Source organism: Microbacterium testaceum (genome assembly GCF_006539145.1).
Taxonomy (GTDB): Bacteria; Actinomycetota; Actinomycetes; order Actinomycetales; family Microbacteriaceae; genus Microbacterium; species Microbacterium testaceum.
In genome coordinates this window covers 73,354-88,209 of record NZ_BJML01000002.1, presented here as the reverse complement: position 1 = coordinate 88,209, position 14,856 = coordinate 73,354, and the positions used below count along the sequence as shown (strand labels likewise).

The window sequence follows — 14,856 nt, the reverse complement described above, 5'->3', positions numbered from 1 at the left end:
AAATCTACGCCCGGAACGGGGCCCGCGCCACGGCTCGCCGGGAGACGCGTCAGCGCTTCGTCGACACCGTGACGGTGAACTTCCTGTCGCGCGCCACCTGACGCGTCGGACCGACGGTGCGCTCGAGCGCCGGACGGTACTGCAGAGCGGAGTTCCAGACGGTCCACAGCTCGCCGCCCGGCTCGAGCACCCGCGCCGCGTCGGCGAACATGCGGGGAGCGAGACCCTCGTGGATCGCGGCGCCGGCGTGGAACGGCGGGTTCAGCGCGATGAACGAGGCCGTGGCCTCCGGTTGCGAGCGCAGGACGTCGTCGCGCACGACCCTCACGCGATCGGCCACGCCGTTGGCCTCGGCGGTGGCCCGCGCGGACGCGACGGCGATCGCCGACTGGTCGCACGCGATCACGCGCAGGGAGGGATGCCGCACAGCGAGGGTCGCGGCGACCACGCCCGTCCCGCACGCGAGGTCGACCGCCCGGTCTCCGCGCGGGGCGGGGAGGTGCGCGAGCAGCAGCCGCGTCCCGATATCGATCGATGCGCCCGCGAAGGCGCCGCCGAACGCACGGACACGGATGCCGTCGACCTCGGCTTCCTCCGGTGCGGGGGCGGCGCCGTCGTGCGGGCCGTGGGCGGTGAGGACGCGGGATTTCTGCCGCGCGTGCGAGACGTCGACGCGGTCGAAGACGCGCCGCAGCACGTCGTTCATCGCCACCGTCATGTGCTTGAGGCGCCCGCCCGCGAAGACGACGACGTCGGGGTGTGCGTACAGGGCGATGAGCCCGGCGATGTCGGACAGCGCCCGAAGCGACCGGGGGAGGCGCAGAAGGACGACGCGGGCGCCGGTGAGCAGGTCCGCGTCGAGGGCGTGCGAGTCGAAGACTTTCTCGAGCCCGGTGTCGCGGGCGTTCAGTGCGAGGGCTTCCTCGCCCAGCAGCTCGTCCTGATGCACCCGGATGCCACGGGCCCCGGCATCCGCCGCCGCCAGGGTGAGCGCTCCGTAGGCGTCGCCGATCACGACGAGTTGGCCCACACCGAGTGCGGCGCGCGCGTCGGCGGACTCGTCGAGGATCAGCCGGTCGGCGGCGTCGACGGCCACGAGATCGGGACCCTCGAGATCGGGGCGGCGACGCAGAGCGGCGAACGAGAAAGGCACCGGACCACGCTACCCGGGGGCGACGTGACGCGGTGCCTGACCGAGGTGCGGGCTCAGCGGGTGCCGAAGTGGAACGGCAGGGCCAGCGAGGCCGAGACGAGGATGATGCCGAGCGCGAAGAACAGCGCGGGAGCGGCGAGGGAGAACGAGATGCCGGTCAGCAGCATGCCGCCGACGAACAAGATGAGAGAGACGATGAACATGAGGATCCCTTCGGTCGATCCAGGCTATCGTGCCGAATCCGGACGTGCGTTCGTGCTGCGGTCGGGATGCAGGGGGAGGGGACCCGGGGTGCTGCCGTCGCGCGGGGGGATGCCCAGCGCCGCATGCGCCCAGAGCGTGCTGCCGGCGACGGCTGCGGGCATGACCGCCACCGCCCCGAGCGGGACGAGGAAGCACAGCTGGGTCGCGACGCCGAAGCCGAGGGCGCGTGCGCGGTGGGAGCGGAGGAGCTGTGTCCGCGCCCGCCGATCGAGGCCTCGGGCCGACAGCGCGCGCGAGGTGAGTTCGTCGGCCAGCAGCCACCCGGTCAGGAGTACCCCGGCGACGAAGCCCAGGACGCCGCCGACGAAGGGGATCAGGCCGATGAGCCACGCCAGCGCGGCGGCCAGGATGCCGCGGACGATGAGGCGCACGCTGTCGCCGACGGCCCGCCAGAAGCCGTACTCGACGTCGGGGACCACGCCGGTGGCGCTGCGCTCGGTCGCGCGCCAGATGCGGTCGTAGAACGGCTCGCCCACGGCGAGCGTGACGGCGGTGAACGAGACGACGACGATGAGCAGCGCCGCGCCGAACGACGCCAGGCCGATCGCGGTGCGCAGAGCGCCCGCCCAGAACGGCGCCCACGTGTCGGCGAACGGCGTCCAGTCGTCGACGAGACCGGGCAGCACGAGACCCCAGATCACGAGTGCCGATCCGAAGATCAGTCCGACCACCGTCCCCGGGATGAGTCCGAGGGCCATCGCCCCGGGCGTGCGGCGCCACTGGCCGAGACCGCGGGCCAGCAGGGCCGCCCCGGCGAGGAATTCGCGCATCCCCGGATTCTGACAGACACCCCCGACACCGACCCGAGAGGTTGCGCCCGCTCCGTCCGGCGTTTCCCGCCCGCGGGGTGCATGCCGCGGCGATGTCGCAGGGGAATGCCAGGATGCCGCTATGCGCATCCGCACCACGTCGACGCAACGCACGTACCGGTACGTGCGCGTGGCGCTGATCGGAGCGACGGTCTTCCTCGCCGTCGGTGTCGGTCTCGAGCTCGCGAGCGGCGAGGGACTGCTGTCGGTCAGCGCGGCTTACTACACGCCCGCGGGTCCGGTCCTCACGGGGGCACTGAGCGCGGTCGCCCTCGCTCTGCTGGCTCTGTCGGGGCGCAGCCTCGAGCAGGGCCTGCTCGACATCGCGGCGGTGCTCGCCCTCGCGATCGCCTTCGTCCCGACCGCGGTCTCGTCGAGCGCCTGCCTCGACGGGACGCAGTGCGTGCCGCCCGAGGTCAGGCCGACCGTGGCGAACAACGCCGTGGCCGTGGCATCCGTGATTCTTCTCGGGGTGATCGTCGCGGGGATCCTGGCGCGCGTGCAGGGCACCGCGAGCCGCGGGGTCGCGCTCACGATCGGGATCATCGTCGCGCTCGTCGCGGGCGGGGCGGCGTGGGCGGTGCTCGCGCCCGAGGCCTTTCTCCGGTGGGCACACGAGGTCGCCGCCGTCGCGTTCTTCGTGCTGATCGCGGCGGTGGCGTCGATCGCGGCGTGGTGGCCACGGCGCAGCGGTCGACGGCGGCGGGGAGTGCGACTCGCCTACGCGGCGGTGGCTGTCGGGATCGTGCTGACCCTGGTGCTGCTCGTCCTCGGAGTGGTGTCGGGCCTGGAGCGCACGGGTTTTCCGGTGGTGCTCGTGGGCGAGTCGGTGGCCCTCGCGCTGTTCGCGGTGTTCTGGCTCGTACAGACGGTCGAACTCTGGAACGACGTCGATCCCCCGCTTCGGGAATAGACGCCGCGTGCCCACGTTGAAGTTGATACGACGGCGCTCAAGTAGCAAACTTGAGTGAACCGCACTCACGTATCTCAGGAGACGGAATTGCCCGAAGACTTCACCCCCGGCGACGGCGCCCAGTCGTTCGACGAATTCCTGGCCCGCTACCTCGCGGGCGAGCAGGCGCGAGCCGAACGCTCGATCGACCTCAGCCGGTTCCTCAGTGCCCGCACGCAGGACGCCCTCCAAGAAGCGGGACGCTACGCGCTCGGGCGCGGCCAGCGTGAGCTCGACGCCCTGCACGTCCTCCACGTCCTCGTCCGGCGCTCGCCGGCCAAGGAGGCCGTCGCGCGCCTCGGCGCCGACCCCGCCGCGATCGCCCGCGCGGCCGAGAGCCGTCTGCCCGCCGCCGCGACCCCCGCGAACGTCGACGGTGCCGTGGTCGCCGGCTCCGTGCAGCGCGCCCTGTTCCACGCGTTCCAGGTGGCACGTGCCGCCGGGTCCACGTACGTCGACCCCGACCACCTCTTCTTCGCGCTCGTGCTCGCCCAGGACGCGCCCGCGGGGCAGATCCTCGCCCAGGCCGGAGTGACGGCCGAGGCCCTCACCCAGGGCGTGCGTGAGACCGTCATGGGCGGTGACGAGACCGAGGTGCCCGCTGAGTCGGCATCCGTCACCCCGAACCTCGACCGATTCGGCACCGACCTCACGGCGCGAGCCGCCGCGGGAGAGCTCGACCCGGTCATCGGTCGCTCCGACGAGATCGAGCAGACGATCGAGATCCTGAGCCGTCGCACGAAGAACAACCCCGTGCTGATCGGCGAGGCCGGCGTCGGCAAGACGGCCGTCGTCGAAGGTCTCGCGCGCGCGATCGTCGCCGAAGAGGTGCCCGAGCAGCTGCGCGAGACCCGTGTCGTCTCGCTCGACCTGGCCGCGATGCTCGCGGGCGCGCGGTACCGGGGCGACTTCGAGGAGCGCCTCACCCAGACGATGGACGAGATCGCGGCATCCGACAAGCTCGTCGTCTTCATCGACGAGGTGCACACTCTCGTCGGGGCGGGCGGGAGCGGCGACGGGTCCATGGACGCCGGCAACATCCTCAAGCCCCGCCTCGCCCGCGGTGACGTGCACCTGATCGGAGCGACCACGCTGCGCGAGTACCGCACGATCGAGAAGGATCCCGCCCTCGAGCGGCGCCTGCAGCCCGTTCGCGTGGGCGAGCCCTCGATCCCGGATGCCGTGGAGATCCTGCGCGGCCTCCGCTCGGCCTACGAGGAGCACCACGCCGTCACGTACACGGACGAGGCTCTGCGGGCCGCGGTCGAGCTGAGCGATCGATACCTTCCCGACCGCGTGCTGCCCGACAAGGCGATCGATCTGATCGACCAGGCCGGTGCCCGCCTGCGGCTGCGCCTGGGCGTCACCGTCGACACGTCCGCTCTGCTGGAGCGCCTCGCGACGCTGGAGGCCGACAAGAATGCCGCGGTCTCCGCCGAGCACTACGAGGAGGCGTCGCGTCTGCGCGACGAGATGGCCGCCGTGCAGCAGCGGCTCGACGAGGCGACGGCCGGCCCCCGCGTCGCCGCCGTCGTCGACGAACCCGAGATCGCCGCGGTGATCAGCCGCGCCACCGGCATTCCCGTTGCGCGACTCACGGTGACCGAGCGCGGTCGCCTCGCCGAGCTCGAGACCGAACTGCACGCCCGCGTGATCGGGCAGGACGACGCGGTCGCCGCCGTCGCCAAAGCCGTGCGTCGCAACCGCACGGGCATGGGAGACGAGAACCGCCCGGTCGGCTCGTTCCTGTTCCTCGGTCCCACCGGCGTCGGCAAGACCGAGCTCGCCAAGGCCCTGGCCGGCTCGCTCTTCGACGACGACGGCGCCGTGATCCGCTTCGACATGAGCGAGTTCGGCGAGCGGCACACGGTGTCGCGCCTGATCGGTGCCCCTCCCGGATACGTCGGCTACGACGAGGCGGGCCAGCTCACCGAGCGCGTGCGACGCAACCCCTATGCGGTCGTGCTGTTCGACGAGATCGAGAAAGCGCACTCCGACGTTTTCACGCTGCTGCTGCAGGTGCTCGATGACGGTCGGCTCACCGACGGACAGGGCCGTACGGTCGACTTCCGCAACACGGTGATCGTGATGACCTCGAACCTGGGCGCGGAGTTCCTGGCATCCCGGTCGGGGGCCATCGGCTTCACCACGACCGGCCGCGAGTTCGCCGATGCCGATCTGCGTGATCGCGTGATGGGGAAGCTGCGCGAGGCGATGCGCCCGGAGTTCCTCAATCGCATCGACGACATCGTGCTCTTCCGCAAGCTCGAGAAGGCGCAGCTGCGCGAGATCGTGGGGCTGCTGTTGGGCGCGACCTCGCGGCGCTTGGCGTCGCGCGACGTGTCGCTCGAGGTCACCGCTGCCGCCGTCGACCGGCTGGCCGCGGTCGGGTACGAGCCCGAGTACGGTGCTCGGCCGCTGCGCCGGGTCATCCAGCGCGAGGTCGACGACCGCATCGCCGACCTGTTCGTGTCGGGTGAGCTGAGCGACGGGGGAGCGGTGACCGTGGATGCCACCTCGTCCGGCTTCACGGTCGCACCCGTCGTACCGGCTCTCGCCGCGTGACGAGCCCTTCTCGACGCCCCCGGTGCTTCGGTGCCGGGGGCATCGTGGTTCGTGCGGCGAGGGCGATCCGGCCGCGCGCGCCCCGGGGCACGCTTCCCGAGGACGCCTGCGTTCGTCGAGGACGCACGCGGTGGTCATCGATCCGGTACGTGCTCGACGAACGAATGCGGTGTCAACGCGTGTGCGCACCGCCGTCCGCGCCGCGGCGGATGCGATCCGCGCGCCGCCCCGCCCCGATGTCGGAGGTTCGCGGCAGAGTAGAGGCATGAGTCGTATCGGCACGATCTTCAGCCCGTACCCGCATCCGCCCGAGCAGCTCCGCGACGCCGCGCGAGCGGCCGAAGACGCCGGGGTCGAAGAACTCTGGCTCTGGGAGGACTGTTTCCGGTCCTCGGCGTGGGCTGCGGCCGCGGCAGCTCTCGCCGTCACCGATCACCTGCGCATCGGGGTCGGCATCGCGCCCCTTCCGCTCCGCAACGTCGCCGTTTCGGCGATGGAGATCGCCACGATCGAGCGCATGTTCCCGGGGCGCCTCCTGCCGGGCTTCGGTCACGGGGTGCAGGACTGGATGCGTCAGGTCGGGGCCAAGGTCGCCTCCCCGTTGACGCTCATGCGGGAGCAGCTGCCGGCCTTGAGGTCCCTTCTCGCGGGCGAGACGGTCAGCGCAGAGGGGCGTTACGTGAAGCTGCGCGATGTCACACTCGATTGGCCGCCCGCCGCCGCCCCGCTCGTGTACGCCGCCGCCGAAGGGCCGAAGACCCTCGCTCTGGCGGGCGCCGTCGCCGACGGGGTGGTGCTCGACAGCAGACATACCGTCGACGAGATCGCCGCCGCCGTGCGGGCCGTGCGGGCGGGCCGCGCCGAGGCGGGTCGTGAGGGCCGTACCGATGTCGTCGCCTATGTGCTGACGGCCTTCGGCCCCGATGCTCATGAGCGGGCCACAGCGGTGCTCGCCGACCGCGCGGACGCGGCGGATCGCGTTCTCGCGGGTTCGGTGTCAGAGGTCGCCGAGGGGGTCGCGCGTTTCCAGGCTGCGGGCGTCGACGATGTCGTGCTCCTGCCCACCGACGACGTCGACCTCGCCGCCTTCTTCTCCGCGGTGGGCCAGGTCGCGGTGTCCCTGCCGAATGGGGGAGGTGCATCGTGACGCGAGGAATCGTTTCGCTCGGACTCGCTGGATCCCTCGGTCCTGACGCCGTCACGCAGATCGCTCCGGCCGTCGAGAGCGCGGGCTTCGACACCCTCTGGATCAACGACACTCCTGACGGCGACGCCCTCGCCGCGCTCGCCGCCGCCGCGCGCGTCACGGACCGCCTTCGACTCGCCACGGGCGTCGTCCCCGTCGACCGTCGTCCCGCCGACGCGATCGCGGCCGAGGTGGCATCCCTCGATCTTCCGCTGGACCGATTGACGCTCGGCATCGGCTCGGGCATGGCCAAGCAGGGGGCCCTGGCCCGGGTGAGAGATGCCGTCTCGGTTCTTCATGACGCGGGCGTCCCTCGCGTCCTCGTGGGTGCACTCGGGCCGAAGATGCGCCGCATGGGAGCGGAGCTCGCCGAGGGCGTGCTGTTGAACTGGGTCCCGCCGGTCGAAGCCCGCGCTCAAGCCGAGGCTTTGCACGAGATCGCGCCGGCGACGCACATCGCGGTGTACGTCCGCACGGCGATCGTCCCCGCCGCGCGCGAGCGCCTCGATGCCGAGACCGCACGGTACGCGTCGTTCCCGAACTACGCCGCGAATTTCGAGCGGATGGGGGTGGATGCCGCGGACACGACGATCCGTGACGTCGGCGAACTCGCCGACGCGCTCGAGGCCTACACGGCGGCTGCCGACGAGGTCGTCTTGCGCGCAATCGTGCCCGAAGACACCGTCGAGGCCTATATCGAGTTCGTGCGGAGGGCGGCGCCCGCTCCGGGCTGAGGCCAGCGGGCGCGACGCCGCTCGTGCGCGATGGCCACGGGGTCGTCCGCGGTCGCGGAACGGATCTCGGCGGTCGCGCGCTTTCGGGGCATGACGAACGTCTAAGAAGCGGGCGGCGCGGGTCGTGCCGCGAAGGTCTCGAGAATCGCGGTGACGAGGCGTCGCCCGCGGGCAGGCGGCATCCGATCGTCGCCCTCGGCGCCGCGAGCGACGGCGATCCCATCGAGGGCGGCGAGCAGCAGCGCGGCATCGTCGGAAGCGATGTCCGCGTGGGGGTAGGCGTCGGTCATCAAGGTCTGCAGAAACCCTTCTGTCACGCGCCAATCCTTCGCATGGATCTCGCGCACCCGAGGGTCGGTTCCGGCGCGCGAGGCGAAGGACGTCCATACGACCGCGTCGCGCGGGCCGGCATCGCCGAGACAGGCGAGCTCCTCACAGAACAGCAGGAGGCGTTCCTCGGCCGAGCGCGCGCCGGACAGTGCGGCGCGGATGCGGTCGCGAAACAGCGCGTTCACGGCATCCATTGCTCCGATGATGAGCGCTGCGCGGGTCGGGAAGTGGTGCTGCACCGCTCCGACCGAGACGCCTGCCTCTGCGGCGACTTTCCGCACGCTGAGATCGTCGGCGCCACCTGTCGAGAGCACGCTCAGGACCGCCTCGGCGATCGCGTCTTTGCTGCCGCGAGCGGAGGGAGAAGCGGAGGTGGTCACCGTCGTAGGCTACGGTGAACACGTGAACAATACGAACGTATTGGCCCGAACGGGTCGACTCGAAGCCCTGGACGTGGTGCGCGGCATCGCCATCGTCGGCACTCTCGCGACGAACGTCTGGGTGTTCTCGCATCCCTGGGGCCTGCTGGGCATGCTCAGTGCCCCTGTTCTCCCCGACGAGTCCCGCGGCGAGGCCGCCGCACAGCTCGCGTTGATGGCTGTGGCCCAGGGCAAGTTCCTGGCGCTGCTCTCGTTGACATTCGGCGTCGGACTCGCGATCCAGCACCGTTCCGCGGCTCGGCATCACCGTCGATGGCCCGGGCGATACCTGTGGCGCGCCGCACTGCTCTTCATCGACGGTCTGGTCAACTACGTCCTCATCGCGGAGTTCGATGTGCTCATGGGGTACGCCGTGACCGCGGCCGTGGTGTCGTTCCTCCTCCTCACTCGGCCTCGAGCGCAGCGAGCCCTGATCGTCGCCTTCGGAGCCATCCACATCGCGATGATCACGCTTCTCGTGATCGCACTGACGGCTCTTCCGGGGGCGGATGCCGAGGTCTCGCTGCCCGAGGCACGGAGCCCCTACGCGACGGAGTCCTTCTTCGGGCTCGCGGCTTTCCGCCTCGATAACGTCATCGTCTTTCGCGCCGAGCCCGTGCTGATCGGATTCCTGTCGCTGGCGATGTTCCTCGCCGGCGCCGCGCTGTTCCGCGCGGGGGTGTTCTCCGCGGACGGCGCGCGGCTCCGTGCCCGTCTCATGATCATCGGCGCGTGCGCGGTGCCCGTCGACCTCCTCCTCGCGATGTCGGCGTCGTCCGTGGGATTGCTGCTGGAGCGCTACGTCGTGGCCCCCGTGGTGGCCCTCGGCCTCCTGGGGATGGTGGTCGAACTCTGTCTTCGCCGCGGAACGAGCGGATGGTTCGGACGCCGCGCCACCGAGATGGGGCGTGTGGCGCTGAGCGCGTACCTCCTGCAGAACCTCCTGGGTGGAGCGCTCTTCTACGGCTGGGGTTTCGGGCTCGCGTCGTCGCTCTCCGCGTGGCGTGTGCCGGTGACGGTCGCGGCGTTCTTGCTCATCACCGCCGTCGTCGCGACAGCGGCTCATCTGTGGCTGCGTCGATTCGCGGCCGGACCGGTGGAGTGGTTGTGGCGCGCGGCGGCCGACCTCGGCGCGCACGGGCGCGCGTAGTGTGCGCTGTGCCCCTTCCCGTCTGGTCGCCGACCTCCCCGACGATGTCGAGCCCTGACGGCCCCGCCCCCGTACACGGATGACAGACTGACCGAATGCCGCGCCGTACAGGTCTCACCGTCCGCTCCGTCGCCCGCGGGGCGCTGGCCCTCCTGCTCGTCGGGGCGGGGGTCGGTCACCTCACGTGGGGTCGCCGCGGCTACCGGATCGTCGTTCCGGGATGGGCCACGCGACTGCTTCGGACGGACAAGGACGCCATCGTCGTGGCATCCGGAGCCGTCGAGGTCGTCTTGGGCGTCGCCCTCGTCGCCCTGCCGCGCGAGCGCGGACGCGTGGGGGCGGTGATCGCGGCCTTCTTCGTCGCCGTGTTCCCGGGCAACGTGCACCAGTGGCGCACCGGGCGCTCGGCGCCGGGGCTGAACACCGACCGTTCACGGTTCATCCGGCTGTTCTTGCAGATCCCGCTCGTCGCGTGGGCGTGGTGGTCGACGCGGGCGCGCTGACGCCCCCGGAGTGACTCGGGGCGGGTGCGTTGACGTTCCCGCTCCTCCCGGGCGGGGCGTCTCCGCGTCGGGCGGCTTCGGAACGGCGGAACCGCGGCGAACTCCGCGTGCTACGCCGCTTCGCCGAGCTCCAGGATGCCGTTCTCGAACGCCGACCGGGCGAGCACCTTGTACCCGTGATCGGCGAAGAACACCGTGAGCCGGTCGTCTTCGATCGCCATGACCGTACCGGAGCCGAACTCGCCGTGCTCGACGGTGGAGTCGATACGGATCCCGTCGTCGTCCGCTGTCGCCGCCGAGTCGTCGGCCGGGGCGACGGTGCCCGTGTCGCACCGGTCGCACGACCCGCACTGCGCCGGGGTCTCGACACCGAAGTACTCGAGCAGGGCCCGCCGACGGCAGTGCGTCGTCTCGGCGTACCCGCGCATGATCTCGATGCGCGAGGCGCGGATGCGCTCCTCGGCCTCATCGCGTCCGCGGACAGCCGTGACCGCGTCGCCCGCCGATACCTTCGACCGTGCCGAGACGCCGTCGGGGCCCGACACGGCGAGCTCGCACGCCACGAGCTGGTTCAGAACCCGGCCGATCGCCCGCACCGAGCGCCCGCTCTCATCGGCGATGTCCTTCGCGCGCAGCGGCTTCCCGGTCTGCTGCAGCACGTCCCACACGCCCGCGATATCGGCGCGCTTGGTGCGGCCGCCCGCGAAGAAGGACCGCAGCGAGAAGTCCTCGGCGCGGTAGTGCAGGATCGCCCGCGCGGGCTGCCCGTCACGCGCTGCACGACCGATCTCCTGCGCGTACGAGTCCAGCGACTCGGTCACGTCGGCGTGCACGACCAGGCGCACGTCGCTCTTGTCGACGCCCATGCCGAACGCCGAGGTCGCCACCACCACGTCGAGGTCTCCCGCGCTCCAGGCGGAGTGCACCTCGTCGCGCTTCTTCTGCGCCATCGCGCCGTGGTACGCCGCGGCCCGAAGGCCCAGCTCCCTCAACTCCTCGGCGTAGGAGTCGGTGCCCTTGCGCGTCGCCACGTAGAGCAGGGCCGGGCCGCCGGCATCCCGGACGTCCGCGATGACGGCGCGACGCTTGTCGGCGTCGTGCTCGTGCCGGCGGACCGCCATGTGGATCTCGGGGCGGTCCATTCCGCGCACCTCGAGGTGGGGCTCGCGCATGCCCAGGCTCGACACGATGTCGTCGCGGACCGGAGCGGATGCCGTGGCGGTCAATGCCAGCACCGGCGGATGGCCGAGTGCGTCGATGGCGTCGCCGATGCGCGCGTAATCGGGGCGGAAGTCGTGGCCCCAGGCCGAGACGCAGTGCGCCTCGTCGATGACGACGAGACGCACGTCGGCCTTCGCGAGCCGGTCGAAGACCTCTGCGTTGGCGAGCTGCTCGGGCGCCAGGAAGGCGTACACGGCGTCGGGTCCCTCGATGGCCGCCCATGCCGCCTTCTTGGCGGCGGCGCTCGTGCGGGAGTTGAGGGAGACGGCCGCCGGCGCGTCGGGGGCCGCGTCGATGGAGTCGATCTGATCGAGCTGCAGGGCGAGGAGAGGTGAGATGACCACGGTCGTCCCGCCCAGTTCGCAGCCCGCGATCTGGTAGACGGCCGACTTGCCGGCTCCCGTGGGGAAGACGACGAGGGTGTCGCGTCCGCCCACGACCGCATCGATGGCCTCGGCCTGACCCGGCAGCAGATCGTCCCATCCGAACACCTCGCGGGCGGTACGAGCGGACTGTTCGAGGGTGGCGGGAGCGTTCACGAGACCTCATTCCTGGGTGGAAGACCCCAGCACACTCCAGACCTCCGACATCGCCCCGGGGGTTGCGAGGTCGAGCCGGATCTGTTCTCGTGACGCCGCGGCCGGAAAACGCCATCGCTTCGGAAGACGCCGTGTCGCTCGCAGATGCATGACACCGCCGCGCGACCCGCACAAGCGTCGGCCCGATGTCGGAAGGGGATGCCAGGATGCCGACATGCTCTTCGGCGACATCGAGACCGCGCTCACAGTGGTGACGAACACGCGCTCGCGTCTGGCCAAGGTCGACGCTCTCGCGACGCTCCTCCGCGGGCTGGACCCGGACGAGATCGAGCCGGCGGTCGGGCTTCTCACCGCCTCACCGCGCCAGGGCCGCCTCGGCGTGGGCTGGCGCACGCTCTCGGCCCGCGACGGTGATCACGCAGACGAACCGGGCCTGACCGTCGGCGACGTCGACGACGCCTTCACGGAGCTGACGCAGGTCGGCGGCGCCGGTTCGGCGGCCGTTCGCACGCGCCTCCTCGACGAACTCGCTTCTCGGGCGACGGCGCCGGAGTGGCATTTGCTCATCCGCATCATGACGGGGGAGATGCGAACCGGTGCCCTCGAGGGCGTGCTGCTGGATGCCGTGGCCCGGGCCTCCGATCGCGACGGTGCCCTGGTGCGCCGGGCCGCCATGTTGTCGGGCGACCTGGGCGAGACGACGCGCATCGCGCTGACGGGCACCGCCGACGACCTCGCGGCGGTCGGCCTCGTGGTCGGCCGCGGCGTGCAGCCGATGCTGGCGTCGACGGCGACGAGCGTCGCCGAGGCGCTGGCCGTCACCGGTCGAGCGTCGGTGGAGTACAAGCTCGACGGGGCGAGAGTCCAGGTGCATCGGCACGGCGGCGAGGTCCGCGTTCTCACCCGCACGCTTGCCGACATCACCCACCGCGTGCCCGAGATCGTCGAGGTGGCTCTCTCCCTCCCCGTCGACGACGTCATCCTCGACGGCGAGACGCTGTCACTCGACGAAGACGGCGGCCCGCGGCCGTTCCAAGACACGATGGCGCGTTTCGGCGCCGAGACCGCGCGGGAGATCGCCCTCCGGCCCTGGTTCTTCGACATCCTCCACGTCGATGGTCGTGACCTCGTCGACGAACCCCTCGCCACCCGTCTCGATGAGCTGCAGCGGGTCGCGGGGGAGCACCGCATCCCCGCCGTGCTCACCGACGACGTCGAGGTCGCCGACGCTTTCGCCCGCGATGCCCTCGCCGCCGGTCACGAGGGCGTGATGGTGAAAGGGCTCGACGACGCCTACACGGCGGGACGTCGCGGCAAGAGCTGGCTCAAGGTGAAGCCGGTGCACACCTTCGACCTCGTCGTTCTCGGCGTCGAGTACGGTTCGGGACGACGCTCGGGGTGGCTGTCCAACCTGCATCTCGGCGCACGCGATCCCGAGGGGCGCTTCGGCGAGCCGGGCGGGTTCGTGATGGTCGGCAAGACCTTCAAGGGCCTGACCGACGAGCTGCTGCGGTGGCAGTCGGCGCACTTCGCCGAACGGCAGACCGCAGAGCTGGCGGGCGGCATCCGCGTGGCGCCCGACACCGTCGTCGAGATCGCGATCGACGGGGTGCAGCGGTCTGTGCGGTATCCCGGCGGCGTGGCGCTGCGCTTCGCCCGCGTGAAGACCTACCGTTCGGACAAGACGGCGGCCGAGGCCGACACGATCGACACCCTGCGCGCGCTGCTGCCCGGCGGCGGAGCGGCGACGGAAGGATGACGCGATGAGTCTTGCCCCCTGGCTCGACGGCGAGCTCGGTTACCGCAGCTTCGGAACCCCGGGCGCCCCGCGCGCCGTGTTCGTGCTCCGCACCGGCGACGTCGCCACCACCGATCCGGATGCCCGCGTCACCTCGGGCTTCGACGTGCGGATCGTCGCCATCGGTCTCGACGCGCCCGAACTGGAGGATCCGCCGGTGTTCGGCGGGCAGACACCGGCCGGGCTGACCGTCGAGGCGTTGAAGGCGCTGCTCGAGCGCGAGGCCCTGGGTGCGGCAGTCGGCGTCGTGGGGGAGCGGTCAGCGGGTCCGATCGCGCTCTATCTCGCGGCCGCGATGGGAGGGGTCGTGGACCGCGTCGCGATCGTCGGCGTCCAGAGCCCGACCGATGCGCTGAGTCGCGACCTGCGCACGCCGCTTCTCGACGATCTCGCCGCCGACGTCCTGGTGCTCGTGGGCCAGGACGGCCCGGCGGGACAGGGCGATGCCGCATGGTACGTCGATCGATTGCGGTCGGGCACCGCCGAGGTCGTCCACCCCGACGAGATCGCTTCGGTCAACGGCGAGGTCACGCTCACCTCGGTGTGGTCGCGCGTGCTGACCCACGTCGCCCCCGGGGCCGAGCGCCGCTGACGGCGCGGGTCGTCACCGGCGCGGGACGCCGAACGGCCCGCCCAACCTCTTCGACCCGTTGAGTGTCCAGAACACCCGGACGCCCGTCGAAATCGTCCGGGTGTTTTGGACACTCGACGTGAGGGCGAGTGTGCTCGCGAGGGCGAGGTGCCCGCGAGGGTGAGTGTGCCCGCGAGGGCGAGGTGCCCGTGAGGGCGAGGTGCCCGTGAGGGCGAGCGTGCTCGCGGCCGTGATGCCGCGCGCCGACCGTGCCCCGGCTGGGGCCGCGCGACCGCGCCTCAGCCTCGCCCGTTCGTGTCCCTTGAGTGTCCAGAACACCCGGACGCCCGTCGAAATCGTCCGGGTGTCTTGGACACTCGAAGTGAGGGCGAGCGTGCCCGTGAGGGCGAGTGTGCTCGTGAGGCCGAGTGTGCCCGCGAGGGCGAGTGTGCCCGCGAGGGCGAGTGTGCTCGCGGCGTGATGTCGCGCGCCGACCGGGCCCCGGCTGGGGCCGCGCGACCGGGCCTCAGCCTCGCCCGTTCGCGTCCCTCGAGTGTCCAGAACACCCGGACGCCCGTCGAAATCGTCCGGGTGTTTTGGACACTCGACGCGGGCGCCCACGTCTGATCAACCGCGCAGGGCCACTCATCCGCGCGCGGGGC

General features: G+C 71.4%; 13 protein-coding genes. 8 read left to right on the top strand and 5 right to left on the bottom strand.

Annotated features, from left to right (window positions below; genetic code table 11):
- Positions 1-49: 49 nt before the first annotated feature.
- From MTE01_RS04535 to MTE01_RS04530, 3 genes are read right to left on the bottom strand one after another with little or no spacing between them, the layout of a single operon-like run.
- Entirely contained in the window at positions 50-1,153 is a 1,104-nt protein-coding gene (locus MTE01_RS04535) for a class I SAM-dependent methyltransferase (protein ID WP_141375955.1), read from the bottom strand.
- 53 nt (positions 1,154-1,206) lie between these two features.
- Positions 1,207-1,356, bottom strand: a complete 150-nt coding sequence (locus MTE01_RS16955) for a hypothetical protein (RefSeq protein ID WP_164481596.1) — start codon at positions 1,354-1,356, stop codon at positions 1,207-1,209.
- Positions 1,357-1,380: 24 nt separating this feature from the next.
- Positions 1,381-2,187, bottom strand: coding sequence for an EI24 domain-containing protein (locus tag MTE01_RS04530; RefSeq protein WP_103206336.1), 807 nt, complete (start codon positions 2,185-2,187; stop codon positions 1,381-1,383).
- A gap of 121 nt (positions 2,188-2,308) precedes the next feature.
- Here MTE01_RS04530 and MTE01_RS04525 point away from each other — a divergent pair, with 121 nt between their 5' ends.
- From MTE01_RS04525 to MTE01_RS04510, 4 genes are all read left to right on the top strand, one after another.
- Positions 2,309-3,139, top strand: a complete 831-nt coding sequence (locus MTE01_RS04525; protein WP_141375954.1) for a hypothetical protein — start codon at positions 2,309-2,311, stop codon at positions 3,137-3,139.
- 87 nt (positions 3,140-3,226) lie between these two features.
- Positions 3,227-5,743 carry an ATP-dependent Clp protease ATP-binding subunit gene (locus MTE01_RS04520; protein WP_141375952.1) on the top strand — a complete coding sequence of 839 codons (2,517 nt, stop codon included), beginning with the start codon at positions 3,227-3,229 and terminating at the stop codon, positions 5,741-5,743.
- A 265-nt stretch (positions 5,744-6,008) separates the two neighbouring features.
- The gene (locus MTE01_RS04515; RefSeq protein ID WP_116238962.1) at positions 6,009-6,890 is read left to right on the top strand and encodes an LLM class flavin-dependent oxidoreductase; all 882 of its coding nucleotides are present in this window, start codon (positions 6,009-6,011) and stop codon (positions 6,888-6,890) included.
- Positions 6,887-7,663: an LLM class flavin-dependent oxidoreductase gene (locus MTE01_RS04510; protein WP_141375950.1), complete on the top strand. Its 777-nt coding sequence runs from the start codon at positions 6,887-6,889 to the stop codon at positions 7,661-7,663. The genes MTE01_RS04515 and MTE01_RS04510 overlap by 4 nt, the downstream gene beginning before the upstream one ends.
- Positions 7,664-7,764: 101 nt before the next feature.
- Here the strand turns inward: MTE01_RS04510 and MTE01_RS04505 are convergent, their stop codons facing one another.
- Positions 7,765-8,373: a TetR/AcrR family transcriptional regulator gene (locus MTE01_RS04505; RefSeq protein ID WP_141375948.1), complete on the bottom strand. Its 609-nt coding sequence runs from the start codon at positions 8,371-8,373 to the stop codon at positions 7,765-7,767.
- A 22-nt stretch (positions 8,374-8,395) separates the two neighbouring features.
- Between MTE01_RS04505 and MTE01_RS04500 the strand changes: the two genes are divergently transcribed.
- Positions 8,396-9,562, top strand: coding sequence for a DUF418 domain-containing protein (locus MTE01_RS04500; protein ID WP_246077977.1), 1,167 nt, complete (start codon positions 8,396-8,398; stop codon positions 9,560-9,562).
- Positions 9,563-9,657: 95 nt separating this feature from the next.
- Positions 9,658-10,065: a DoxX family protein gene (locus tag MTE01_RS04495; protein ID WP_141375946.1), complete on the top strand. Its 408-nt coding sequence runs from the start codon at positions 9,658-9,660 to the stop codon at positions 10,063-10,065.
- A gap of 110 nt (positions 10,066-10,175) precedes the next feature.
- Here the strand turns inward: MTE01_RS04495 and MTE01_RS04490 are convergent, their stop codons facing one another.
- Complete coding sequence (locus tag MTE01_RS04490) at positions 10,176-11,825, bottom strand: RecQ family ATP-dependent DNA helicase (RefSeq protein ID WP_141375944.1); 1,650 nt, start codon at positions 11,823-11,825, stop codon at positions 10,176-10,178.
- Between the two features lie 214 nt (positions 11,826-12,039).
- Between MTE01_RS04490 and MTE01_RS04485 the strand changes: the two genes are divergently transcribed.
- Together MTE01_RS04485 and MTE01_RS04480 are read left to right on the top strand one after the other, a co-directional pair.
- A complete protein-coding gene (locus MTE01_RS04485) occupies positions 12,040-13,584 on the top strand; it encodes an ATP-dependent DNA ligase (RefSeq protein WP_103206345.1) in 1,545 nt (514 codons plus the stop codon).
- A gap of 4 nt (positions 13,585-13,588) precedes the next feature.
- Positions 13,589-14,215 (top strand): hypothetical protein, encoded by a 627-nt coding sequence (locus MTE01_RS04480; RefSeq protein ID WP_103206346.1) that lies wholly within the window; start codon positions 13,589-13,591, stop codon positions 14,213-14,215.
- The last annotated feature ends 641 nt before the right edge of the window (positions 14,216-14,856 follow it).

Bases quoted from the DNA above. Each gene is read 5' to 3' on its own strand.
- MTE01_RS04515 (WP_116238962.1), top strand. From the start codon at position 6,009: ATGAGTCGTATCGGCACGATCTTCAGCCCGTACCCGCATCCGCCCGAG.
- MTE01_RS04530 (WP_103206336.1), bottom strand. From the start codon at position 2,187: ATGCGCGAATTCCTCGCCGGGGCGGCCCTGCTGGCCCGCGGTCTCGGC.
- MTE01_RS04525 (WP_141375954.1), top strand. From the start codon at position 2,309: ATGCGCATCCGCACCACGTCGACGCAACGCACGTACCGGTACGTGCGC.
- MTE01_RS04495 (WP_141375946.1), top strand. From the start codon at position 9,658: ATGCCGCGCCGTACAGGTCTCACCGTCCGCTCCGTCGCCCGCGGGGCG.
- MTE01_RS16955 (WP_164481596.1), bottom strand. From the start codon at position 1,356: ATGTTCATCGTCTCTCTCATCTTGTTCGTCGGCGGCATGCTGCTGACC.
- MTE01_RS04485 (WP_103206345.1), top strand. From the start codon at position 12,040: ATGCTCTTCGGCGACATCGAGACCGCGCTCACAGTGGTGACGAACACG.
- MTE01_RS04480 (WP_103206346.1), top strand. From the start codon at position 13,589: ATGAGTCTTGCCCCCTGGCTCGACGGCGAGCTCGGTTACCGCAGCTTC.